Annotated in this window: 13 protein-coding genes and 1 riboswitch; of the genes, 6 read left to right on the top strand and 7 right to left on the bottom strand. The window is 60.8% G+C overall.

The annotated features are described in order from the left end of the window. Positions 1–133: 133 nt before the first annotated feature. Positions 134–814: a lysophospholipid acyltransferase family protein gene (locus HMPREF2765_RS03250; RefSeq protein ID WP_070604247.1), complete on the bottom strand. Its 681-nt coding sequence runs from the start codon at positions 812–814 to the stop codon at positions 134–136. Between the two features lie 623 nt (positions 815–1437). Between HMPREF2765_RS03250 and HMPREF2765_RS03245 the strand changes: the two genes are divergently transcribed. From HMPREF2765_RS03245 to HMPREF2765_RS03235, 3 genes are all read left to right on the top strand, one after another. Further along, a complete protein-coding gene (locus HMPREF2765_RS03245; RefSeq protein ID WP_070604246.1) occupies positions 1438–3855 on the top strand; it encodes a nitric-oxide reductase large subunit in 2418 nt (805 codons plus the stop codon). A gap of 2 nt (positions 3856–3857) precedes the next feature. Next, positions 3858–4700, top strand: coding sequence for a transposase (locus HMPREF2765_RS03240; RefSeq protein WP_049341322.1), 843 nt, complete (start codon positions 3858–3860; stop codon positions 4698–4700). Positions 4701–4997: 297 nt separating this feature from the next. After that, complete coding sequence (locus HMPREF2765_RS03235) at positions 4998–5771, top strand: slipin family protein (protein ID WP_005506196.1); 774 nt, start codon at positions 4998–5000, stop codon at positions 5769–5771. Between the two features lie 523 nt (positions 5772–6294). Here HMPREF2765_RS03235 and HMPREF2765_RS03230 read toward each other — a convergent pair. From HMPREF2765_RS03230 to HMPREF2765_RS03220, 3 genes are all read right to left on the bottom strand, one after another. Continuing rightward, positions 6295–8046: a bifunctional hydroxymethylpyrimidine kinase/phosphomethylpyrimidine kinase gene (locus HMPREF2765_RS03230; protein WP_246824914.1), complete on the bottom strand. Its 1752-nt coding sequence runs from the start codon at positions 8044–8046 to the stop codon at positions 6295–6297. After that, a riboswitch (TPP riboswitch) is annotated at positions 8038–8236 on the bottom strand. Its footprint overlaps the gene before it by 9 nt. Before the next feature lie 210 nt (positions 8237–8446). Next, the gene (locus HMPREF2765_RS03225; protein WP_070604245.1) at positions 8447–10195 is read right to left on the bottom strand and encodes an ABC transporter ATP-binding protein; all 1749 of its coding nucleotides are present in this window, start codon (positions 10193–10195) and stop codon (positions 8447–8449) included. Between the two features lies 1 nt (position 10196). Further along, positions 10197–12092: an ABC transporter transmembrane domain-containing protein gene (locus HMPREF2765_RS03220; protein WP_070604244.1), complete on the bottom strand. Its 1896-nt coding sequence runs from the start codon at positions 12090–12092 to the stop codon at positions 10197–10199. A gap of 394 nt (positions 12093–12486) precedes the next feature. Between HMPREF2765_RS03220 and HMPREF2765_RS03215 the strand changes: the two genes are divergently transcribed. Then, entirely contained in the window at positions 12487–15087 is a 2601-nt protein-coding gene (locus HMPREF2765_RS03215; protein WP_070604243.1) for a DEAD/DEAH box helicase, read from the top strand. A gap of 93 nt (positions 15088–15180) precedes the next feature. Further along, positions 15181–16632: an alpha/beta fold hydrolase gene (locus HMPREF2765_RS03210; RefSeq protein WP_070604242.1), complete on the top strand. Its 1452-nt coding sequence runs from the start codon at positions 15181–15183 to the stop codon at positions 16630–16632. 112 nt (positions 16633–16744) lie between these two features. Here the strand turns inward: HMPREF2765_RS03210 and HMPREF2765_RS03205 are convergent, their stop codons facing one another. The 3 genes from HMPREF2765_RS03205 to uvrB form a co-directional block, all read right to left on the bottom strand. Further along, positions 16745–17950, bottom strand: a complete 1206-nt coding sequence (locus tag HMPREF2765_RS03205) for a TerC family protein (protein WP_070604241.1) — start codon at positions 17948–17950, stop codon at positions 16745–16747. A gap of 434 nt (positions 17951–18384) precedes the next feature. Beyond that, positions 18385–19164 carry an ornithinee aminotransferase gene (locus HMPREF2765_RS03200; RefSeq protein ID WP_246824912.1) on the bottom strand — a complete coding sequence of 260 codons (780 nt, stop codon included), beginning with the start codon at positions 19162–19164 and terminating at the stop codon, positions 18385–18387. A gap of 175 nt (positions 19165–19339) precedes the next feature. Further along, positions 19340–21508 carry an excinuclease ABC subunit UvrB gene (gene uvrB, locus HMPREF2765_RS03195; RefSeq protein WP_070604239.1) on the bottom strand — a complete coding sequence of 723 codons (2169 nt, stop codon included), beginning with the start codon at positions 21506–21508 and terminating at the stop codon, positions 19340–19342. Between the two features lie 387 nt (positions 21509–21895). Here uvrB and HMPREF2765_RS03190 point away from each other — a divergent pair, with 387 nt between their 5' ends. Further along, a complete protein-coding gene (locus HMPREF2765_RS03190; protein ID WP_080975265.1) occupies positions 21896–22990 on the top strand; it encodes a FecCD family ABC transporter permease in 1095 nt (364 codons plus the stop codon). Position 22991: the final 1 nt, after the last annotated feature.

The following is a 22991-nucleotide window of genomic DNA, read 5'->3' as shown; positions in this document are numbered from 1 at the left end:
CTACTGGGCTACCGGGGACATCCCAGGCTCGCGCATACGACAAACCGCGCATCCTGCACCCATCTCCCCCAAAGCGCGGGGGTCGGTGCGTGAATGCGCGGTTTAAGTCTACGCGGTATAGGCGGCGCGTGCCCTAGCCTGCGTCACGTGCGGCTGAGGGCGAAACGTTGTACTCATGCTTTCGCGCCTGGCCGGACAGCTGGGCGATCTCATCCATGATCGTGTCGGTGGTGGCGCGGCGCTGCTTGCCGCTCATCTTCTCGCCGGTCTTCTCAAAGTAGAGCGGCTTGCCCACGCGAATCGTGAAGCGGCGCGGGTAAATCATGTTCGAGCCGGGCTTCTGCAGGCGGTCGGTGCCAATCAGGCCGACGGGCACGACGGGTGCACCGGTCATGTGTGCCAGCCAGGCCACGCCAATCTTGCCGCGGTAGAGGTAGCCGTCGCGGGAGCGGGTGCCCTCGGGGTAGATACCGAAGACCTTGCCCTCGTTCAGCTTCTCCAGGGCGATATCGAGGGCCTTGAGCGACTCGGAGCGGTCGGCGCGGTTGACGGGAATGATGTCCACGGCCTCGAAGAAGGCCTTCATCATCTTGCCGCGCGGGCCGGGGGTGTTCACGTATTCGGCCTTGGCGAGGAACGCCACGCGGCGGGGCATCATGGCGGAAATAATGATGGAGTCCAGGAAGGAGAGGTGGTTGGAGGCGACAATCACCGGGCCGGTGGCGGGGAAGTTCTCGAGACCGGTCACGCGGGCGCGGAAAACGGTGCGCAGAATTCCGGTGACTGCTTTCTGGGTGGATTTGTAGAGAAGCACGTGAACTCTCCTGAGGTGCCGATAGATTGCGGGCTGTGGCGGCGGTCCGCCGTGGATGCGGGGCGAGTGGCCCCTTCTGAGGGTACACCGTGTGGGTGCACAGAATCTGTACTGAAAAAATTTGTACTGTGTTTAGTAGTACCGAGTTTTATTATTCCACACCCGAGTGTAGGAACGTGAGGGGTGCCGCATTCCCCTTCCACATGCTGGGATGCGCCTCCCACCAATAATTTCGGCAAGATTTCCGGTAGAAGCTCAAGTAGAAGCCCGAGTAGGAACCCGAGTAAGAGTCCTGATTGAGGGAGCCTGCATAGCTTCCGCCCTATGTTCCCCCGTTGCAGGCTGGTAAGTAGTCACGGAAGCTAAGGATTCAACCTCAACGTAACATTCGAACTTTTTTGCCTTGTAACTGTGGCTTTTATGCCTGAATACGCCTGTCATATTGTGACGATACGTCAGCAAAGTTTCGTAAATACGCATTTAATATGCAAAAATGAGAGCAGGGTGGGCTGTCGCACCTCCCTCAAGGACGATTCACCCTGAACATAGTGAGCCGCCCCTCCAGCGGATGTGCGTCGGGACCACTCCACCTACACAATCCACGCACACTGGAGACATACACTATGGCTACAAAACCCGTCTCGCGTGCGCAGGCAGCAAAGATTGCCCGCCGCTCAGACACGGTCGGTGCCTATGCCGGAAAAGGCTGGGTACAGGCTGTTGCGTTTGTGATGCTCCTGGGCTTCACCATCATGGCAGTCCTCGCAATGCGCACCTACGCACTCTCCATGCCGCTCCCCGATAAAATTGTCGGCAACGACGGCAAAACTATCGCAACCCAAGAGCAGATTCTGCACGGTCAGGAACTGTTCCAGGGACGCGGCCTGCAGCAGTACGGATCCGTTCTGGGTCACGGTGCTTACCTCGGCCCCGACTACACTGCAGAATACCTGCGCCTGACCACCGATGCTGCCGTCAAGGAGTACCGTGAACAGGGCAAGCAGGACCCCCGCGAGCTCGTCAAGAACGAGTGGCGCAAGGAGAACAAGTACGACGAGCAGACTAAGACCATCACCTGGTCCGCTGGTCAGACCAAGGGCTACCAGCTCATGCTCAAGCACTACCGCGAAACCCTGATGAAGGGTGACACCTCGCAGGGCCTGTTCCCCAACGCCATTAAGAACGACGAAGAACTGCACGACATCGTCGCATTCTTCGGCTGGACCGCGTGGGCATCGGCGGCAGACCGCCCCGACCAGCCCTACTCCTACACCAACAACTGGCCCTCCGAACCCAACGTGGACAACAAGCCCACCGCGGATCTGATGGTCTGGTCGGCACTCTCCCTGATTGCCCTCATCGGTGGTACCGGTCTGATGTTCGCCATCTACGGCCGCTGGTCCCGCGCTATCGGCTGGCACGCGGAAGAGGCACCCGTCCTCGACTTCCGTCAGCCCGACGAAGTTCGCCTGACCCCCTCGCAGAAGGCAGCCTGCCTGCTCTTCGCAACGATCCTGGTGCTGTTCCTGCTGCAGGCTCTGGTGGGTGCGCTCACCGAGCACTACCGTGAAGAACTCACCGGATTCTTCGGTATCGACATGGGCCAGTTGCTGCCCTACACGGTATCCCGAACCTGGCATCTTCAGCTCTCCCTCTTCTGGACCGCAGGCGCGTTCCTGGCGGGCGGTATCTTCATCGCCCCGCTGATTACCCGCCGCGAACCCAAGAAGCAGGGCCTGCTCACCTACGTTCTCATCGGCGCCGTGGTCTTCGTGGTCCTCGGCTCGCTGCTGAACGAATGGTTCTCCCAGAAGGGCCTCATCCCCAAGGAATTCACCGGCTTCTTCTCGCAGCAGTGGGAGTTCCTGGACCTGCCGCGATTCTTCCAGATCCTGCTCACCGCGGGTATGTTCATCTGGATCGTCATCGTCTGGCGTACCCTCTCCGCTCGCCTGAAGGGCTCGAAGAAGACCTCCCTGCCGTGGCTGTTCCTCTTCTCCGGCCTCGCTATCCCCATGTTCTACGCGGTCGGCCTGCTCGCAGGTCAGCGTACTCACGTGACCGTCGCCGAATTCTGGCGATTCTGGGTGGTTCACCTCTGGGTGGAGGACTTCCTCGAACTTTTCACCACCGTCATGGTGGCGTACATCTTCGTGCTGCTCGGCGTGGTCCGCGAGCGCATCGCGATCTCCATCATCATGATGGACGCCGTGCTCTACTCCGTCGGTGGTGTGATCGGTACTCTGCACCACACCTACTTCGTCGGTACCCCCTCCGAGCAGATGGCATTCGGTGCGTTCTTCTCGGCTGCTGAGGTTATCCCGCTGACCTTCCTGACCGTTGAGGCGTGGGGCTTCATGCAGCTGGGTGCTCGCCAGTACTCCAACCGCACCAAGCCTTTCCCGCACCGTTGGGCTGTTATGTTCCTGATTGCTGTGGGCTTCTGGAACTTCCTCGGCGCGGGTGTGTTCGGCTTCCTGATTAACCTGCCGATCGTGTCCTACTTCGAGATTGGTACGGCGCTGACCGCAAACCACGCACACGCATCCATGATGGGTGTGTACGGTATGCTCGCGATTGCGTTCGCGGTGTTTGGTCTGCGCTACCTGCTCCCTGAGGACAAGTGGCCTGAGAAGGGTCTGAAGTTCTCCTTCTGGACCCTGAACATTGGTCTGCTGTGGATGTCCTTCATCTCGCTGCTGCCGCTGGGTATTGCTCAGCTGTACAAGTCCGTGGGTGAAGGCTACTACGAGGCTCGTTCCTTCGCGTTCATTCACGACGGCGCTTCCGCCGTGATGGGTTGGATGCGTATGCCTGGTGACGTCATCTTCCTGGTCGGCATTATCCCGCTGATTAAGCTGGCTCTGCTGGGTATCAAGGAGATCTTCTCCAAGAACGCTAAGGAAACCGTCCTGGAGCTGCCCGAACCGCCGCTGTACGAGGTGGTTGAGGACGCTCGCATCGCAGAGTTCGCCGGCGCTAAGGCTGCCGAGGAACTGCCCGAGCAGACCAGCCCCTACCGTAGCGATCGTCGAGGCTAACCATGCCTGAGCAGATTGCTGGAGTTTCTTTCCTCGTGTGGCTGGCCTGCGTGTACGCGCTCGGCCTGGTCGCCGTGGGTTGGGGCTTCGATATTCTCGCCAAGCGCACCAGCCAGCGCATGGTGGCGGCGCGAACCTTCGGGTTCACCTACCACCAAGAGAGCGACGCGTGGCTCTGCCCCGAAGACCAGTGGCTGTGGGCGACCGCATTCGACTCGGATAACCGAGTGATGCGTTACCGCGCCAAGCCCAGCGTGTGCAACACCTGCCCGATTAAGGACAGCTGCACCGTCTCGGCGAACGGCCGCGAGCTCACCCGCGAAGTGGATGAATGGCCCTACTCCGAGTCGGGTCGTTTCCACCGCGGGCTGGCGGTTGCTGTCTCGCTGCTGGGCGTGGTCATCCTGATTGGTGCCGCCATCGTCTGGCACTCCCCGCTGGAGCTTCTGGTGGAGGGTGCCGCCGCGGTGGTCTGCCTGTCGCTGACCTACCCGCTGGCTGTGAAGCTCATGCGTTCCCCCGCGAACTTCGAGAACGATCCGAAGCATATTCACGCATCCACCGCTGACGAATCGGTGAACGTGAAGATGGACCGTTTCGCGGCGAAGTGGGGTGGCGTGTCGAATGAGCGTAAGCGCCGTACCGAGCAGACCCGCAAGCAGATGATTGCGGAGGCAACCCTGCCGGTTCGTACCTCTGCCCTCGACCCGGACCGCCCCGCATGGAGCGGTACCGGCACCTCGGTTAAGCGACTGCACAAGACCACGAATGAGGTCCTGCAGGAGCAGAACCTGGCTGAGGTTGAGGCTGCCGAAAAACTGGCAGAGCAGATGGCGAAGAAGTAGCGCTGCACAAGTTTTTCCGTTCCGGCGGCTGACCGGTCGATTGGTCCCGTCTGTTAGCTTCGGCGGCCACCCCGTGTGGAATTCTCTTTTATTCCTCTTTTGAGTTTTCCATGCGGGGTGCCGCTAAAGCACCGACCGCCGCGAGGTACGCCGGGACGGGAAATTCCCCTCCCAAACTCCCCACACAGCCCGGTACCGGGCAACACCCACTACCTACACCCCTACTACCTGCACCGTACGAGGCGCGGGCAGGTGGGCACACATACCGTCCTCCCCCAATACTTGTGAAGGAAAACCATGGATCCCGTCACTTTGGCAACTATCCTCATCCCAGTTGCCGTCATTGTTCTTTTTATTCTGATTCGTATGTTCCGCGTCATCCCCGAATACGAGCGTGGCATCTCTTTCCGCTTCGGTCACCTGCGTTCGGAGCTGAAGCCCGGCCTGAACGTCGTCTTCCCCCTCGTTGACTCCCTGCAGCGCGTTGATATGCGTGTTATCACCCTGACCATTCCCCCGCAGGAAGTCATCACCAAGGACAACGTTCCCGCCCGCGTGAACGCCGTGGTCCTCTTCCGCGTGACCAATGCCAAGAACGCCGTGCTTGAGGTTGAGAACTACCCGATCGCCACCAGCCAGATTGCGCAGACCACCCTGCGTTCCCTGCTCGGTCGCGTTGACCTGGACACCCTGCTCGCACACCGCGAGGACCTGAACGAGGACCTGCGTTCCATCATTGGTTCGCGCACCGAGCCGTGGGGTATTCAGGTGGAGCTCGTTGAAATCAAGGACGTTGAGATTCCCGAGGCTATGCAGCGCGCCATGGCTCGCGAGGCTGAGGCTGAGCGTGAGCGCCGCGCAAAGATCATTTCGGCACGCGGTGAGCTGGAGGCCTCCAGCGAGCTGAAGGAAGCATCCGACATTCTGAGCCAGTCCCCCGCCTCCCTGCAGCTGCGTTACCTGCAGACCCTGCTGGAGCTGGGTGCCGACCAGAACTCGACCGTGGTCTTCCCGCTGCCCATGGACGTGATCGGTCCGCTCGTGGGTGCGCTCAAGGGTGAAAGCAAGTAGGCGCTTCTCCCCTTCCCTGACGCACTAGCCTGACGCACTAGCCGCAGCGGCTGACCCGCAACGGTGAGAAACATAGAAATATCCCGTGCAGATGAGAGTATCTGCACGGGATATTTCTATGCGGGATTTATACGCGAAACGCTTTCAAGCGGAGCCCGAGAAGAAAATTCGGGAAGGAAGGCGTTTGGCCCGCCGCGGGGGTTGGATGAGGTGGTTGCGGCGGGCCAAACTTTCCTAGGTCGGCTACACACCGTAGAGGTGCGGGCGCGGCAGGTACATCAGCCAGTTGGGTGAGGGCCGGAATCCTACCGCAAACGGTTTTCACCGACGCCTTAAGCATAACCGGCACAACCGCCGAACCGGCGGCAGTCTGAGTGAAGCATCAATCACCCATCTCGCACCATGCCGGGGCGGTATTCAGCCCAAAAACCGGCGCCTAAAGCATCGGTACCTATAGCACCTGCGAGCTGGCTCCGGTGTGCCCCTAGCGCAGCGCCAGTCATCTAGCGCAGCTCCCGGCAATCTAACGCAATGCTCGGTGCGCCTGGTCAAAGAACTCACGCTCGTACACGCACGCCGACAGGTACGCCTGCGCCGCACGCACACGCTGAGCCGGTGAAGCCGCCTCGAACGCACGCTCCACCTCCGCGAGGCTACGTGCCACATCCGCGGCGAATTCTTCGCCACCGTACATGCTCAACCACTCCGCGTACGGGTGGTCCGCGTGATTCTGCGAGGAGAGCACAGCGCCCACCTCTTCGTAGAGCCAGTAGCAGGGCAAGATAGCGGCGGCACCGACCACGTAATCATCACCGGCGGCGGAGGCACGCAGGAAATTCGTGTACCCCATCGTAATCGGCGAGGGGCCACCCAGACGCGCACGGTTCGCCAGCCAGCCCTCGTGCAGTTGCGATTCGGCGGCAATCGCCTCATGCGCACCGGCGGCCCAGTGCACCTGCGCCTCAGCTGTATCAGCACGCGCCGAGAGAGTCGCGAGCGCACGCGAATAATCCCGCAGGTAGAGGGCGTCCTGGTCCAGGTAGAAGGCGAACAGGTCCTCGTCGAGGGTGCCGTCACCGAGGGCACGCACGAAGGGCAGGTCCAGGATCTGGTGCCAGGTTTCGCCACCGGCTGCCCAGAGGGCGGCGGTCCAGGGTCCGGCGGGCTTTACAACGGCTTCACCGGCGGGCACGGGGCTGACCGGCAGCAGACGCTCCGGGCTGGTGCCGTCCAGAGTATTACCCTCAGAGTCGGTGGTGGCGAGCAGGTGATGCCACGGGTACGCGGAGGCGGCAGCCTCCAGGCGGCGGGCACGGGCGGCGTGGTCCACCGGGCCGTGGCCCTCACCGGAGCCAACTTGCAGACCGGCGCCTGCGGCGATGGATTCGTGGAGCCAGCGGGTGCTCCACTGCAGGGCGCGGTGGGTGTCTTCGCTGGTCAGCTGCTGGTCTGCAGCGTGCTCTGGGGCTTCGGTGTGTCCTGGGGCTTCGGCATGCTGGAGCAGTTCCACGCCCAGGCGGGTTGCCAGCGAGGAGGACAGGGAGCATCCGGTGCCATGCGTATTGCGGCTCTCCAGGCGCGGGGTACGCACATGCGCGCAGGTGCCATCCGGGAAGACCGCGGTGTTACCGGCGTCCTGACCACACAGGTGGCCGCCCTTCACAATCACGGTAGTTCCGGTCGCCGCCGCAAGGTTCGCCGCCTGCTCGTGCGCCTCATCGAAAGTCTGGGCGGGCTCCTTCTCACAGAGCACGGCAAGCTCCGGAATGTTCGGGGTAATCACATTCACGAGCGGCACGAGATCGCGCAGCGCCTGCTCCGCTTCCGCCTGCAGCAGGCGGTCACCGCTGGAAGCAATCATGACCGGGTCGAGCACAACCACGGGCACCGGATGCTCGCTCAGCCAGGTGCGGACGGTGCGGATCGTGTCTGCGTCGCCGAGCATGCCGATTTTCACGGCGTCAACCGTGACGTCATCAAAAACGGCGGCAAGCTGCGCGGTCAAAAATTCCAGGGGCGGGGTGAATACTTCACGAACCCCGCACGTGTTTTGGGCGACCAGTGAGGTAGTCACGCACATGCCGTAACCGCCGGATGCGGCAATGGACTTGAGGTCCGCCTGAATACCTGCACCGCCGGAGGGGTCGGTTCCGGCAATGGAGAGAACCCTCGGCACCCGAGCTGTCTGCGGTGCCCCGGATGCTCCGGAGGCGCTCGCGCCGGGTACAGGGTTGGTAGTGGGTGCGCACGCGGGCGCAGTAGGCTGCTCTGCCATGATCGATAATCCCTTCGCTAGTTCGAACTAGAGCAGGTTCAATGGGTGATTCTCTCAGCCTTGAGTGTTATTACGCCGTTTCGTGCGCCCGCTGTGCTGTAGCTCTTCGCTGTGCCGTAGCCCTTCGTTGGGCGGTTAGTTTGGCAGGTTAGCGGGTCGCGGGCGTCTCAAGGCACCCCATATCGCTCTGCCAGGTTATCACAATGATTCTTAGTAGCTGAAAGTTTTGCGGGTGACAAGTGAATCTCTCCGAAATTTTCGTTTGAGTCTTGCGTTGCTACAGGGGCTCCCCGCCGCCGATTTCAGCGCACCCTTGTACGGAAACCACCCGTTAAACGAGTAGTGCCCGGCACCGCTTCACACGGTACCGGGCACTATCAGCCGGGCTTATCCTCCGGGCTTAGGTCAGGGCGAAAATCTCTGCCGGTGAACCCTCCGCAATGATCCTGCCCTCGTGCAGCAGGACCGCACGGTCAGCCAGCGAGGCGATACGCGCATCGTGCGAAATGATCAGCACCGCACGGTTCGCCAGCACGGCGCTCAGGGACTCGGTTGCGTCCGCGAGCTCCAGCTGAGTGGTGGACTCGTCCAGAATCACGGCGTGCGGGTCAGCAAGCACAATACGTGCCAGCGCCAGCTGCTGAATCTGGTCGCGAGTCAGCGGCGAATCCGCTCCGCTGACGACAGTATCCATGCCCTGCGGCAGATCGCGCCACCAGCGGGCACCGATAGCGTCCAGCGCCTCGCGCATCTGCTCGACGGTTGCATCCGGCACGACCACCGTAAAGTTATCAGCGAGGGTGCCGAAGAAGACGTGCGCTTCCTGGGTGCAGACCAGCAGGCGCGGGCGGCCGTCGGCGGCGGCATCGGTCGGGAAGTCGCCGTGACCGACCGGGCGACCCATCACGGTGATGGTGCCGTCCAGGGCGGTCAGCGAACCACCAATCAGACGAGCCAGGGTGGTCTTACCCGAACCGGAACGACCCACCAGGGCAAGCGCCTCACCGCGGCGAATCTTCAGGTTGATGCCTTCCAGAACGAGGGCGTCCGGCGAGTAGCCGTAGGAGACGTCGGTGCAGTTAATTGCGTACTCCGGGTTCTTCACGGCTTCATCAGACACGGCGGCGAACGCTTCGGCGCGATGCTGTGCACGCGCCTCACGCTGCTTCTTCGCCAAGGAGACCACACCGAACACGCGGCCCATGTTCACGAGCATGATGCGCAGGCTGCTCACGTGGTGGTTCAGCATGTCGGCGAGGATTCGGAGGCTGAAAACCATGACCGAGGCGGTCGCTACGGCACCCCAGCTTGCCCAGCCGAGAGCCACGCAGGCGGCGCCCCAGAGCATACACAGAATCGTGGGGATCCACGCGTTGATGGCATCCACGGTGAAGTACAGCTGGCGGATGCGCACCATGCCCAGCTGCGCGGCGAACTGGCGCTTGTTCTCACCGGCGAAGGCATCTTCGCGGGCGGTATGAACGCCCAGCTCACGGATTGTGGAGGTGCCGCGAATGTTCTCGGTCAGCACGCTGTTGAGGTCGCTCACGCGCTCCTGGGCGGTCTGGTTGCGTGCCGCCATAAGCGGCAGCATCTTCGACATGATGAGGGCAAGACCGGCAATCATGGGTAGCATAATCAGACCCATTGCCGGGCTCACGAACGCCAGGGAGAGCGTGGAGATAATGAAGTACAGCACCACGTAGATTGCACCGAGCAGGTCCTCACTGACGGACTTCGCCGCCGAGGAGAGGTCGTCGGTCACGCGAGTGAGCAGGTCGCCACTGCCGGCTTCTTCCACGGTGCGTGCGTCCAGGTCGAGGGTGCCGTCGAGGGTGTCCTGGTTGGCGTCACGGGTGACGAGCGCACCCAGTCGCGCCGCACTGTACGAGGAGACCATGAGGGTTATCGCCTGCACGATGAATGCCGCCAGGATAATCAGAATCGGCTGCCACGGGTAGCTGGAGAACTTGCCCGCCACCACGTCGTCCACGGTGGCACCAATCTGCAGGGGCACCACCGCACCCATGAGGGTGCTGACCATGTAGATGACGAAGGTGTAGAGGGCTCGCCCCTTATGCGCCGCGAGGTAGTTCCACATGCGGCGTGCCACGTAGGCGGGGGTTTCGATGGGGAGCTGCTTTGCCATGCTAGTTCACCTCCTGATTCTGAGTGGTTTCAGGCTGAGCGGTTTCCGGGTAGCCGTCGCGTTCCATGCGGCGGGTCGTCTCCGCGGTCGTGGAAACAACGTAGACCTGCTCCAAATCCTGCAGCAGGCCGGGGTAGCCGACGGGCAGGCGGTCGCTACCAACCTGGGTTTCCATCGCATCGTAGATGTAGCGCTGGCTGGGTTCGTCCACGGAGTTCAGCGGCTCGGTCAGAATGAGCACCTGCGCGTCCTGTGCGAGCGCGCGGGCGAGTGCCAGACGCTGACGCTGACCGCCGGAGAGGTTCGCGCCTTCGCTGGTGATGCGGGCGGCGAAGTAGTCTTCGGGGTTGCGTCCACCCAGTCGGTAGGCGATTTCGCGGGAGTCGGTAATCTTCAGCAGTTCCGCATCCTTTGCCTGTGCCAGCTCCTCGTCGGGATTCGGCACGGTTCCCAGGCGCAGGTGCTCCTGCAGGGTTCCAGCGAAAATCATGGGGTTCGGTTCGCTCAGCAGCACGCGGCGGCCGGAGGCGTCCTTGAGGTCCTCTCCCCCGCGTCGCAGGGTGCGGGCGAGCGCCTCGGCGTAGTCTTGCGCGGTGAGGTTGTAGTCGCGCGGATTGACGTACACGATGCGCGGGTTGCTTGCACCGGCGGGGGCGACGGGTACGGGCACCTCGAGGGTGCTCGCCTCGACTGCCTGTTCGGCGCGTGCCAGCTGCGCCATTTCTTCGTCGGTGCGCGGGCTCTTCAGCACGCCCTGGCGTACGCCCGCGTGACCTTCGAAGCGGGCGACCTTGGCGAGCGCAATCTTGGCGTATCGCCATGCGGTGAGGAAGTTCTGGGTAATCCAGATGGGGCCGCCCATCATCGCGATAATGGAGGCGACGGTCACCAGGGACGCGGCGGGTGTGTCGGATACCCAGCGGCCGTTTTCGACGTGGCCGGTGAGGGCAAAGCCGATGCCGAGCAGGGTCACGGCACCGCCGAGCAGCGCGCGGATGAGGAACATCCAGCGGTGCGTCTTTTCGTAGCGCATGTAGCTGTCGAAAACTTCGTCGGTGCCGCGGTGGTAGCGTTCACGCATCTGCTCTTCGGCGCCGAGGCCGGCGATGGTGCGCAGACCGGTGGCGATGTCGGAGGCGCGTGAGGAGGCTTCGCCGTCCTTTTCGCGGTATTCGCCGATCTTGGATTCGAGGAAGGTCGAGTACCAGGCGATCACGCTAACCACGATAATCGTGCCGATGAGGGTGACAATCGCGGTGGCGGGGTTAATCAGCCAGAGCTGCACGGCACCGAGGGTCGCGATGATCATGGCGTTGACGAATAGCGGCAGTGAGAAGTAGACATCCGTAATGCGGCGTACGTCTTTGTTCATGACGGTGACCGCTTCGCCGGAGTCTACGCCAGCGCGGGTGCGCCCCATGAGCCGGTTGATGTAGATACGCCAGTCGCGGCTAAGTTCCGCGCTGAGGGTCATGGAGGTGCCCCAGCCGAAGAACTCATTAATCACGATGAAGGTGATGGCTGCGACGACCACCCAGAACATGGGCCAGGCGTCGGGGGCTTTGCCGGCGATGTGCTGGTTGATGAATTGACCCACCATGACGGGGATAAGAATCGCACCGGTACCCGCGGTGGTTTCACCCACGATGGGGATTACCCAGCGGTGCCAGGGGTATTTGTATCCGGGTGCGGTGACGCGCAGGGCGAGGCGCTTTTTGAGGGCTTCCTCTTCTGCCTTGCGCTGTTCGCTACCGGTTACTTCCTGTGCAGCTTTTTTCTGCGCAGTTTTCTTCTGAGCGGCTTTTTCCTGCGTGGTTTTGTTATGCATGGATTCTTCATGCGTAGCTTCTTCACGCGCGGCGTTTTCTTGTGCCTTGTCAGCGTTGTATTCAGTCATTCAACGTCTCTCCTTTCTCTTACCCTATTCCTTTATCAATGTGGCACGCAACACTATTTACGCAATAGATGGGCGTGTCGTCATTTATGCAACGTATTTTGGGGCGTGTATCGACCGCACAGTATGGTCCGGCATCAATCGGCGGACTTGAACCTAGGCGGTAATTTATGCGGCATGGAACCCTGCGGTGTGAGGCTCTGCAGTGTGGAGCCCTGTGCCTTTGACCTTCTGAGCGCCAGGTTGTGCATCACTGCATCTAAAACGCTTTATTCCACCCTACCTGAACTTTAGGTTTTCCCGCATTAGAGCACGCGACTTTGCACCTATGCCGAGTTGTTCCCTCGTAACGATAACGCCCCCGCGTCCGCCCTATTCCCGATAGACTGGAATCCTCATGAGTATTTTGAATTTTCTTTCTCCCTCGCTGGGCGAGAACCCCGGCGATTACAATCGACGCGATTTCAAGGTCAACCCCCTCACCGCCGAAGAAATCTATGAGGCGTTCACCGAGTGGATTTCAACCCGCGGCATGACCCTGTACCCCGCCCAGGACGAGGCTGTTCTGAGCATTGCCGCCGGACATAACGTGGTGCTGGCAACCCCGACCGGTTCGGGTAAGTCCACTGTGGCTGTTGCCGCGCATTTTACGGGCCTGGCGACCGGTCAGCGTTCCTACTACACCGCCCCCATTAAGGCGCTGGTGTCTGAGAAGTTCTTCGACCTGATTAATATTTTTGGTGCCGAGAACGTGGGCATGATTACCGGCGACTCCGCCATTAATACGGAGGCGCCGATTATCTGCTGCACCGCGGAGATTCTCGCCAATATTGCCCTGCGCGAGGGTAAGGATGCGGACCTGTGCCAGGTCATCATGGACGAGTTCCACTTCTACTCCGACCCGCAGCGCGGCTGGGCGTGGCAGCTTCCCCTACTGGAGCTTCCGCAGGCACAGTTCCTACTGATGAGCGCGACCCTGGGTGATACGACTCGCTTCCAGGAGGAGATGACGGCGCTGACCGGTCGCGAGAGCGACCTGGTGGCTCACTCCGAGCGTCCCATTCCGTTGCATTTCTACTACTCCACCACCCCGGTTCAGGAGACGGTGCAGGAGCTCGTGCAGACCAAGCAGACTCCGGTCTACATTGTGCACTTCTCGCAGAAGGCGGCGCTGGAGCAGGCGAACGCACTGCTGTCGGTGGCTATTGCTTCGAAGGAAGATAAGGAACGCATCGCGGAGCTGATTGCGAAGTTCCGTTTCGGTCCGGGCTTCGGTAAGGCGTTGAATAAGCTGGTGCGTGCCGGCATCGGTATTCACCACGCGGGCATGCTGCCCAAGTACCGCCGCCTCGTGGAGCAGCTGGCTCAGGAGGGTCTGCTCAAGGTGATTTGCGGTACCGACACCCTGGGTGTGGGTATTAACGTACCCATCCGTACCGTGCTGATTACGGCGCTGTCGAAGTTTGACGGTGCCCGTAGCCGCCGTCTGCGTGCCCGCGAGTTCCACCAGATTGCTGGACGCGCCGGCCGCGCCGGTTTTGATACCGCCGGCACCGTGGTGGTTCAGGCACCCGAGCACGATATTGAGAATGCTCGCCTGTTGGCTAAAGCTCAGGCGAAGTTCGGTGACGACACCAAGCGCATTAACCAGTCGCTGTCCTCCAAGCGTAAGAAGGCGCCGGAAGGCTTCGTTGGCTGGTCCGAGAAGACCTTCGACCAGCTGGTAGAAGCCGCCCCGGAGCCGCTGACCTCCTCCTTCGACATCACCCACTCGATGCTGCTGAACCTGATGCACCGCCCGGAGAACCCGGTCATTGCCGCATACCGCATCATTCAGGAGAATCACGAGAGCCCCGCGCGCCGCCGCGAGCTGCTGCGCAAGGCAATCGGCATCTACAAGGAGCTGCTGACCGGCGGCGTGATTGAGCGAACCAACACCCCGGACGAGCACGGCTCCTACCTGCGCCTGACCGAGGACCTGCAGGATAACTTTGCCCTGAACCAGCCGCTGTCCGCTTTTGCGGTCGCCGCGCTGGAATTGCTCGACCCCGAATCCCCCAGCTACGCACTGGACGCGCTCTCCCTCATCGAGGCGACCCTGGAATCACCGAACCAGGTGCTGTACGCGCAGGAACGCAAGGCGAAGAACGAGCTGTCGGCACAGTTGAAGGCGGACGGTGTGGACTACACCGAACGCATGAACGAGCTGGACAAGGTCACCTACCCGCAGCCTCTGGCGGAGCTCATTGATCAGGCGTACACGACCTACAAGCAGTCCGCGCCGTGGGTTGCACGTTTTGAGCCGCGCCCCAAGTCGATTGTGCGTGACATGTACGAACGCGCGATGGGCTTCAACGACTTCGTGCAGTACTACTCGCTGGAACGTGCCGAGGGCGTGCTTCTGCGTTACCTCTCTGACGCGTACAAGGCGCTGCGCCACACCATCCCCGATTCTGCCGTGACCGACGAGCTTGACGACATTATCGAGTGGCTCGGCGAGCTCGTGCGCCAGACCGACTCCTCCCTGGTGGACGAGTGGGAGAAGCTGGCTGCCGGCGAAGACACCGCGACCATTGCCGCCGAGCACGCCTCCATCGAGGAGGAAGAGCCTCCCGCCGTGACGAAGAACCTGCGCGCCTTCCGCGTGATGGTGCGCAACGCCCTGTTCCGCCGAGTGGAGCTCTTCGCCGACGAACGCGACCGTGCCCTGGGTGCCCTGGATGAGTGGTGCGGCTGGGATGCCGACCGCTGGGCGGACGCCATGGACGACTACTTCGACGTCTACGACGACATCTACACGGACGCCGACGCGCGCTCGCCTCGCCTGGTCAGCATGGATGAGGACACCGCCGCGCATCCGGGCGTGTGGAAGGTTCAGCAGAGCTTCGCCGACCCCGAAGATAACTTTGACTTCGGTATTCGTGCCGAGGTTGATTTGGCGGCATCCGATGAGGCGGGGTACCCGGTGCTGAAGATTCTGAGCGTGGGCGAGTTCTAAGGCTCCAACTGAGACTCCGATTGAGACTCCGCCCGAGGCTCTGCCACGATGTTGCCCGTAGTGGGCTAGAATACAGAGTATCTATCTATTTGAATGAAAGAAGGTTCACCGTTGACCGTTTCTTCGCTTCCCAAGGTTGAGTACCGCAAGGGTTCGGTCGTCAAGCACGACGGCTACGAGATTACCGACCACTGGTTCCAGGTTCCCCTGACCCACGGTCTGATTTTCTCCAAGGGCAAGGATGCCGCTCTCTCCTCCCGTTTCGCGGACCAGACCATCACCGTGTTCGCCCGCGAGGTTGTGAACACCAACGAGACTCTGACCGTTTCGGCTGATAAGCGTCCTTACATTGTGTACCTGCAGGGCGGCCCCGGTTTCGGTTCGCCGAAGACCGGCTCCATTGGCGGCTGGATTGCTGAGCTGGCGAAGACTCACCGCGTGGTTCTTCTGGATCAGCGCGGTACCGGTATGTCTTCCCCGCTGTCTGCTCGCAACATCACCGCTGTGGGTGACGCGCAGGTTCAGGCTGAGTACACTGAGCTGTTCCGTGCGGACTCCATCATCGCTGACGCGGAGGCTGTCCGCGAGGTGCTGCTGGCTGACCGTGCAGACAAGCGCTGGTCCACCATTGGTCAGTCCTTCGGTGGCTTCCTGACCCTGTCGTACCTGTCGTTCGCGCCTCAGTCGCTGCGTGACTGCCGCATCACCGCGGGCCTGGCGCCGATTCGTACCTCCGTGGACAACGTCTACCAGCACACCTTCGACCGCATGAAGGAACGTAACGAGGAGTACTACAGCTGGTTCCCCGAGGACGCTGAGCTCGCTACCCGCATTGCTGAGCACCTGCGCACCCACAAGGAGTACCTGCCCACCGGTGAGCGTCTGACCGATCACCGCTTCCAGATGGCTGGTCACTTCCTGGGTGGCCGCTGGCGCGAGCGCGGTCTGCACTACTTCCTGGAGACCGCTTTCGCTGAGGGTAACGACCACCTGTCCGATCAGTTCCTGACCGCTATGGGTGCCGAGGTGACCTTCCAGGCGAACCCGCTGTACGCCCTGATGCACGAGACCATTTACGCTGACGGCCCCGCTGACGGCGTTCTGCCCGGCATCCCCGGCTACGAGCTGTCCCCCTCCCCCGCGCCGACCAACTGGTCTGCTGCTCGCGTGGCGGCTTCCCGTCCCGAGTTCGCACCGGATGCGGACCGTCTGCTCTTCACCGGCGAGCACATCTTCCCCTGGTACTACGAGGAGGATCCCTCGCTGCGTCCGCTGGCTGAGGTTGCAAACATCCTGGCTGAGAAGAAGGACTGGGGCCGCCTGTACGACCACGCACAGCTGCACAAGAACGAGGTTCCCGTGGTGGCTGCGGCGTACAACCCGGACGTGTACGTGGACTTTGAGCACTCCATGGAGACCGCTCGCTGGGTCGGCAACACTCAGGTGTGGACCTCGAAGACCCACCACCACGACGGTTTCGGTTCTGACTCGCTGACCATTCTGGGTCACCTGAAGAACATGCTGGCTGAGGTTCACAACCAGTAATTCTTCTGAAATATCTCTGATATAGCTAAAGCCCCTCACCCCGGTTGATCCGGTGTGAGGGGCTTTCGTGTGAGCGCTTAGCCTGGTGAGGCTGCACGCTCAGTAGCTCAAACTACTTCGAGGAGGAAGCGTGCGCATCCTGTGCGGTGCGGGCACGCATCACGAGGGCGTGGTATTCGTCTTCCTTCTCAATCAGCTCTTCACGCAGCTTGGCGGGAATGGCGTTGAGCTTCTCGGTTTCTCGCTGCCAGCGGGCGGTGATGTCCGCACGCTCGGCGGCGGATGCATCCTCGGGCAGTGCCAGGTACTTCTCGGAGAGCGCCTGAACACGCTGGATGGTCTGCAGTGCGCGGCCCTTGGGGCTGAGCAGCGAGGCAAGCACGGTAATAATCAGAACGCCCACAATAACCATCAGCGACATTTCGGTGGTAATCTCCACAACGTGCACGGGCTCGCCGTGGTTGATGAACGGCAGGTTGTTCTCGTGCATTGCGTGCAGGATGAGCTTCACACCAATGAACGCAAGGATGGTTGCCAGGCCGTAGGAGAGGTAGACGAGGCGGTCCAGCAGGCCGTCAATGAGGAAGTACAGCTGGCGCAGACCCATGAGGGAGAACGCGGTCGCGGTGAACACAATGTAGACGGACTGGGTGAGGCCGAAGATCGCGGGGATCGAGTCGAGCGCGAAGAGCAGGTCGGAACCGGCGATTGCGACCATGACGAGCATCATGGGGGTCATGACGCGCTTGCCGTTTTCGATGGTGAAGAGCTTGTCGCCGTCGAAGTGGTCGCTGGTCTTCAGGTACTTCTTGGCGAGGCGGACCATGATGTTGTCTGCTTCGTCGTCGCCGTCACCTTCGGTGAGTTCGTCCTTGAGCAGGTTACCTGCGGTCATGAGCAGGACCAGACCAAAGATGTAGAACACCCAAGCGAAGGAGTTGATGATTGCCGCGCCGGCGAAGATGAAGGAGCCGCGCGCCAGGATCGCGAAGACGATACCGAAGAGCAGGACCTTCTGCTGATTCTCACGGGCAACGCGGAAGGTGCCCATAATAATCATGAAGACGAAGAGGTTATCAACCGAGAGAGCTTCTTCGGTGATGTAGCCTGCATAGAATTCGGTGGCAGCGGAGGGGCCGTTCGTCACGAAAATATACAGACCGAACAGCATCGCGATGCCGATGTAAATACTCGACCAGATGGCCGCTTCCTTGACGGAAGGTTCGTGCGCCTTACGAACGTGGAACACGAAATCGAAGGCCAACAGACCCGCGATGATGAGAATAGTAACCAACCATTGCAACCCGGTAACTTCCATGGGGAGCCTTTCTTGTGGTGTGCGTACAGGACCACAAGTCTCTCCCGCCGGCCTGAATGGAGGTCGGCTCGATTCACCGGTTAGGCGCCTTCGGCTAACGTGCTGACGATGAGTCGATTGGTGGGATACTCCCTTGCTCGGTGAACGATTATACAGCAGGTTGTGGTTTTCGCACAGGAGCCCCTCCGGGAGGACTTTCAGGAGCGAGGTGTGCCGAAACGCCGCATCCGGCAGGGTTAACCTGTCGGATGCGGCGTTTCGGGTGATGAATACGCGCTGTCTAGTTGGGGGTCTAGCTGGCGACGCTATGAGTTTGACAACATGTAGAGCGGCACGGTGTAGATCGGCACCGCACAGATCAACACCGCGCAGCAAGCCCACATCAAAGTAGCCCTCCCCGTGAACTATTACGGGGAGGGCTACTTTTCATTCAGTTAGGAGACCATGTTGAAGGTCGGCGGGGTGAACGCAATCGCATTGACCTGCTTGTTCGTATCAAGCGTGCCGTTCTCCTGAATCGTCGGGACGGTAATAACCACCTCGAACTGGTACATGCCTTCCATGAGCGTATTGCCACGCAACGCAAAACGCGCGGAGATGCCGGTCGCCTTATCATTCACGCTCGACGCGAAGGGAATGACCTGACCCTGAACGGTCTGAGTCTTGCCGTTGCGGGTCATGACGGTTGCCTTGCCGGTCGGGTCAGTCGTGAAGACCTGACGGTCAATGATTTCACCCTCGGGCGAGAAAAGGTAAATGTCCATGGACGGGTGCAGGTGCGTGGTGCCGGTCGTCGCCTCCAGGGCGGAGACGTTGTAGGTCATCACGAACTCACCGCAGTTCAGGTTGAGGTCGCCCTCGGGGCCGTGAGTCGCCTCGTACACGGACATGAGACGGATCGTTGCGGGATTCGGTGAGGTTGCATTCTCCATGGACCACCACGCCTGACCGGTCTCCGGCGCAGTCACGGGCTTGTTCTTGGTGCGCGACTGCAGGGCGCCACTGGCGGGGTTGGTAATCATCCAGCCGCCGACCTGGGTGAAGTCCGGGCCGTGTACCGTCTTGCAATCATCAGCCGAGGCAGCGAATGCGGGCACCGCCGTGGAGGCGGCAATAGCGGGCACAGCCCAAAGCGCGCCGCGGGTGAGGTTGCGGCGGGTAACGGAACGAGCTCCCGTAGTGTGTGCGTCTGAAGAGTTATTCGAAATAGTCACAGATTTTTCTTTATCGTTCGGAAGCATCAAGGTGTTATTTGACACGTAAAACACCTTGATAGTGTACAGCATGTATCTGCACTCAGTAGAACTTCATGAACAATGAGTTACCTCATGGCGAAAAACCCACGTCGGCCCCTAAACGCTGGGTTTAGAACACCTTAGAACACCGGGTTTAGGCGTGACCCGCCTCCTTCATCAGACGCAGCTCCTTCTTCAGGTCGGCCAGCTCGTCGCGCAGGCGCGCCGCCAACTCAAACTGCAGGTTCTCCGCGGCCAGGCGCATCTGCTCGTTCATTTCCTCGATGAGGTCCAGCAGGTCCTCGGCGGGTGCCGCCGCCAGGCCGTCGGCACGAACGCGCGCCTCCGCACGGGCGAGAAGCTCCTCCGACTCCGGGGTGCTCGTGGCAATCTTCGAGGAGGTCGCAGAACCGGTCTTTACCCCCGCACTCACCGTGCGGGCACCCTTCTTACCGCTCTTACGCTGCTGCAGAAGCTCGCGGGTATCCTCTTCCTCGCGGGCGAGAACATCCGTAATATCGGCAATCTTCTTACGCAGCGGCTGCGGGTCGATGCCGTGCTCGCGGTTGTACGCCTGCTGAATCTCGCGGCGGCGGTTCGTCTCATCAATCGCCACGCGCATAGAATCCGTAATCTTATCGGCGTACATGTGCACCTGGCCGGACACGTTACGCGCCGCACGACCAATCGTCTGAATCAACGAAGTGGTCGAACGCAGGAAGCCTTCCTTATCGGCATCCAGAATCGCAACCAAGGACACCTCGGGCAGGTCCAGGCCCTCACGCAGCAGGTTAATACCGACCAGCACATCGAAGGTGCCCAGGCGCAGCTCACACAGAAGCTCCACACGGCGCAGAGTGTCAACGTCAGAATGCAGGTACTGCACCTTCACGCCGTGCTGTAGCAGGTACTCGGTCAGATCCTCCGCCATGCGCTTGGTGAGGGTCGTGACCAGCACACGCTCATCACGCTCAACGCGCACGCGAATCTCCTCAAGCAAATCATCAATCTGCCCCTTGGTCGGCTTGACCACAATCTCCGGGTCAATCAGGCCGGTCGGGCGAATAATCTGCTCCACATAACCATCAGCCTGCGACAGCTCATACTTACCGGGGGTCGCCGAAAGGTAAATCGTCTGACCGATACGCTCCAGGAACTCCTCCCACTTCAGCGGGCGGTTATCCATCGCCGACGGCAGACGGAAACCGTGCTCGACCAGGGTGCGCTTACGGGACATATCGCCCTCATACATGGCACCAATCTGCGGGACCGTCACGTGCGACTCGTCAATAATCAGCAGGAAGTCATCCGGGAAATAATCCAGCAGACAGTTCGGGGCGCTACCGGGGGCACGACCGTCAATATGGCGCGAGTAGTTCTCAATGCCATTGCAGAAGCCCATCTGCTCCATCATTTCCAGGTCGTAGGTGGTGCGCATACGCAGACGCTGCGCCTCCAGCAGCTTGCCCTGGGATTCGAGGGTCTGCAGGCGATCGCGCAGCTCATCCTCAATGGAGGTAATAGCCTTCGCCATGCGCTCCGGGCCAGCAACGTAGTGACTTGCGGGGAAGACATACATTTCTTCTTCCTCGCGAATTACCTCGCCGGTCAGCGGGTGCAGGGTGTAAATCGCCTCAATCTCATCACCGAAGAACTCAACGCGGATCGCGTTCTCCTCGTACATGGGGATGATTTCGACGGTATCGCCGCGCACACGGAACGTGCCACGGTGAAAGTCCATGTCGTTACGCGCGTACTGCATCGCCACGAACTGGCGCAGCAGCTCGTCGCGGTCAATCTCCTCACCGCGACGCAAGGTCACCATCTGCTCAATGTACTCCTCGGGCGTGCCCAAACCATAAATGCAGGACACGGTCGCAACCACCACCACGTCGCGGCGAGTCAGCAGGGAGTTCGTTGCCGAGTGGCGCAAACGCTCCACCTCCTCATTGATGGAGGAGTCCTTCTCAATGAACGTATCGGTCTGCGGCACATACGCCTCAGGCTGGTAGTAGTCGTAGTACGAGACGAAATACTCCACCGCGTTATTTGGCAGCAGCTCGCGCAGCTCATTCGCCAGCTGCGCCGCCAGGGTCTTATTCTGCACGAGCACCAGGGTAGGACGTTGCACCGCCTCAATCAGCCAGGCTGCGGTCGCGGACTTACCGGTACCGGTAGCGCCCATCAGCACAATATCCTTCTCGCCGTTCTGCACGCGCTCGGTGAGCTCGGCGATAGCCTTCGGCTGGTCGCCTGCGGGCTGGAAGGGGCTGACCACCTCAAAGGGGGCGACGACGCGGTTAATCTGGGGTGCGTAACTCATGTATCCATCCTAATGGAGGGCTCAGTTTCAGGCTTCGAGTAAGGTCATTCTTTTCTTCCAGCGCAACGTGAGGGAGTGTTTATCAAGATAAACCAACCCCAGAAAACGTAGTCAAAATCACAAAAATCGAACACCAAAAGATAAGGGGTGGAACATATCGGTTAATTACACAGCGCTGAAGACATTGCATACCTAAATTCTGCCCCCGGCATGCCGAAATAGCGTCTGTCGCCCCTTTCACAATCATCCCGCTCAAGATAAGAACCCTAATACAACGACTCACTAGCTGCCCAACCACCCCAGTCCTTTGCCTCTCTTTGAGGCACACTACTATGTTTAGAACACACGACACACAACATATCGCATCTTCAGGAGCACCAGGAATCTATGAGTAGCACTCCGGACGTGCCCACCACGCCCTCTGTTTCCGAGGCCCGCGCCGCGGAACGGAAGACTCGTAACTCCCTCTACCGGTCTACCTACCCCATCGTCATGCTGGTCGCCCTCGTCATTCTTGTGGGCGTCACCTATCTCTCACTTATCACCGGCAGGTACCCGCTCGAACTGGACGAGCTGTTCCGAATCCTCGGCAAGAACTGGTTCGGCATGGACCTGAAGGTCTACAAGCCCGCAGAAAACATGCTGCTCACCGTGCGTATTCCGCGCCTGCTGGCAGCCGGCCTGATCGGTGCCGCCCTGGCTATTGCCGGTGCCACCTTCCAGGCGGTCTTCCGCAACCCCCTGGTTTCCCCCTACCTTCTGGGTGTTTCTCAGGGGGCGTCCGTCGGTGCCGCAACCGCCATTCTGCTGGGAGTGGGCACCACCATCGCCATTCAGGGTTCCGCCCTGGCCGGCGGCCTGATTGCCGTACTGCTGACCGTCACCATCCCGCGCCTGCTGCGCAACGAATCCACCCTGATGCTCGTGCTCTCGGGCGTGATCGTGGGCGGCTTCGGTACCGCGGCCCTGGGCGCGCTGAAGTTCATCGCAAACCCCGAAACCCAGCTGGCTCAGATTGTGTTCTGGCAGATGGGCTCCCTGCAGGACGTACGCGTCGATACGCTCACCCAGTTCGCCCTCGTGGCCGGCCCCTGCATCCTGCTGCTGCTGGCGATGCGCTGGCGCGTGAACATCCTGTCGCTCGGCGACGATGAGGCACGCACCCTCGGCATCAACCTGAGCCGTACCCGTGGCGTCACCATCCTGCTGGCCACCCTGATTACCGCGACCAGCGTGTGCATCGGCGGCCCGATTTCCTGGGTTGGCCTGGTTATTCCGCACCTGTGCCGCCTGCTGGTCGGTAGCGACACCACCAAGCTCATGCCGCTGTCCATCCTGATGGGTGCTTCGTTCATGATGTTCGTCGATACCCTGGCTCGTAGCCTCACCAGCGCCGAGGTTCCGCTGAGCGTTCTGACCGGTTTCATCGGCACGCCGCTGTACGTGGCACTGCTGCTGCTCGGAAAGGTTCGAGTGAAGTAAC

The organism is Rothia sp. HMSC062H08 (genome assembly GCF_001810775.1).
Classification (GTDB): Bacteria; Actinomycetota; Actinomycetes; order Actinomycetales; family Micrococcaceae; genus Rothia.
Note: the sequence above shows the minus strand (reverse complement) of the source record. Positions and strands in the feature narration are given on the sequence as shown.

Coding starts and splice junctions, on each gene's coding strand:
- HMPREF2765_RS03240 (WP_049341322.1), top strand. CDS start 3,858: ATGCCTGAGCAGATTGCTGGAGTTTCTTTCCTCGTGTGGCTGGCCTGC.
- HMPREF2765_RS03210 (WP_070604242.1), top strand. CDS start 15,181: ATGAAAGAAGGTTCACCGTTGACCGTTTCTTCGCTTCCCAAGGTTGAG.
- uvrB (WP_070604239.1), bottom strand. CDS start 21,508: ATGAGTTACGCACCCCAGATTAACCGCGTCGTCGCCCCCTTTGAGGTG.
- HMPREF2765_RS03230 (WP_246824914.1), bottom strand. CDS start 8,046: ATGGCAGAGCAGCCTACTGCGCCCGCGTGCGCACCCACTACCAACCCT.
- HMPREF2765_RS03225 (WP_070604245.1), bottom strand. CDS start 10,195: ATGGCAAAGCAGCTCCCCATCGAAACCCCCGCCTACGTGGCACGCCGC.
- HMPREF2765_RS03245 (WP_070604246.1), top strand. CDS start 1,438: ATGGCTACAAAACCCGTCTCGCGTGCGCAGGCAGCAAAGATTGCCCGC.
- HMPREF2765_RS03220 (WP_070604244.1), bottom strand. CDS start 12,092: ATGACTGAATACAACGCTGACAAGGCACAAGAAAACGCCGCGCGTGAA.
- HMPREF2765_RS03205 (WP_070604241.1), bottom strand. CDS start 17,950: ATGGAAGTTACCGGGTTGCAATGGTTGGTTACTATTCTCATCATCGCG.
- HMPREF2765_RS03190 (WP_080975265.1), top strand. CDS start 21,896: ATGAGTAGCACTCCGGACGTGCCCACCACGCCCTCTGTTTCCGAGGCC.
- HMPREF2765_RS03215 (WP_070604243.1), top strand. CDS start 12,487: ATGAGTATTTTGAATTTTCTTTCTCCCTCGCTGGGCGAGAACCCCGGC.
- HMPREF2765_RS03235 (WP_005506196.1), top strand. CDS start 4,998: ATGGATCCCGTCACTTTGGCAACTATCCTCATCCCAGTTGCCGTCATT.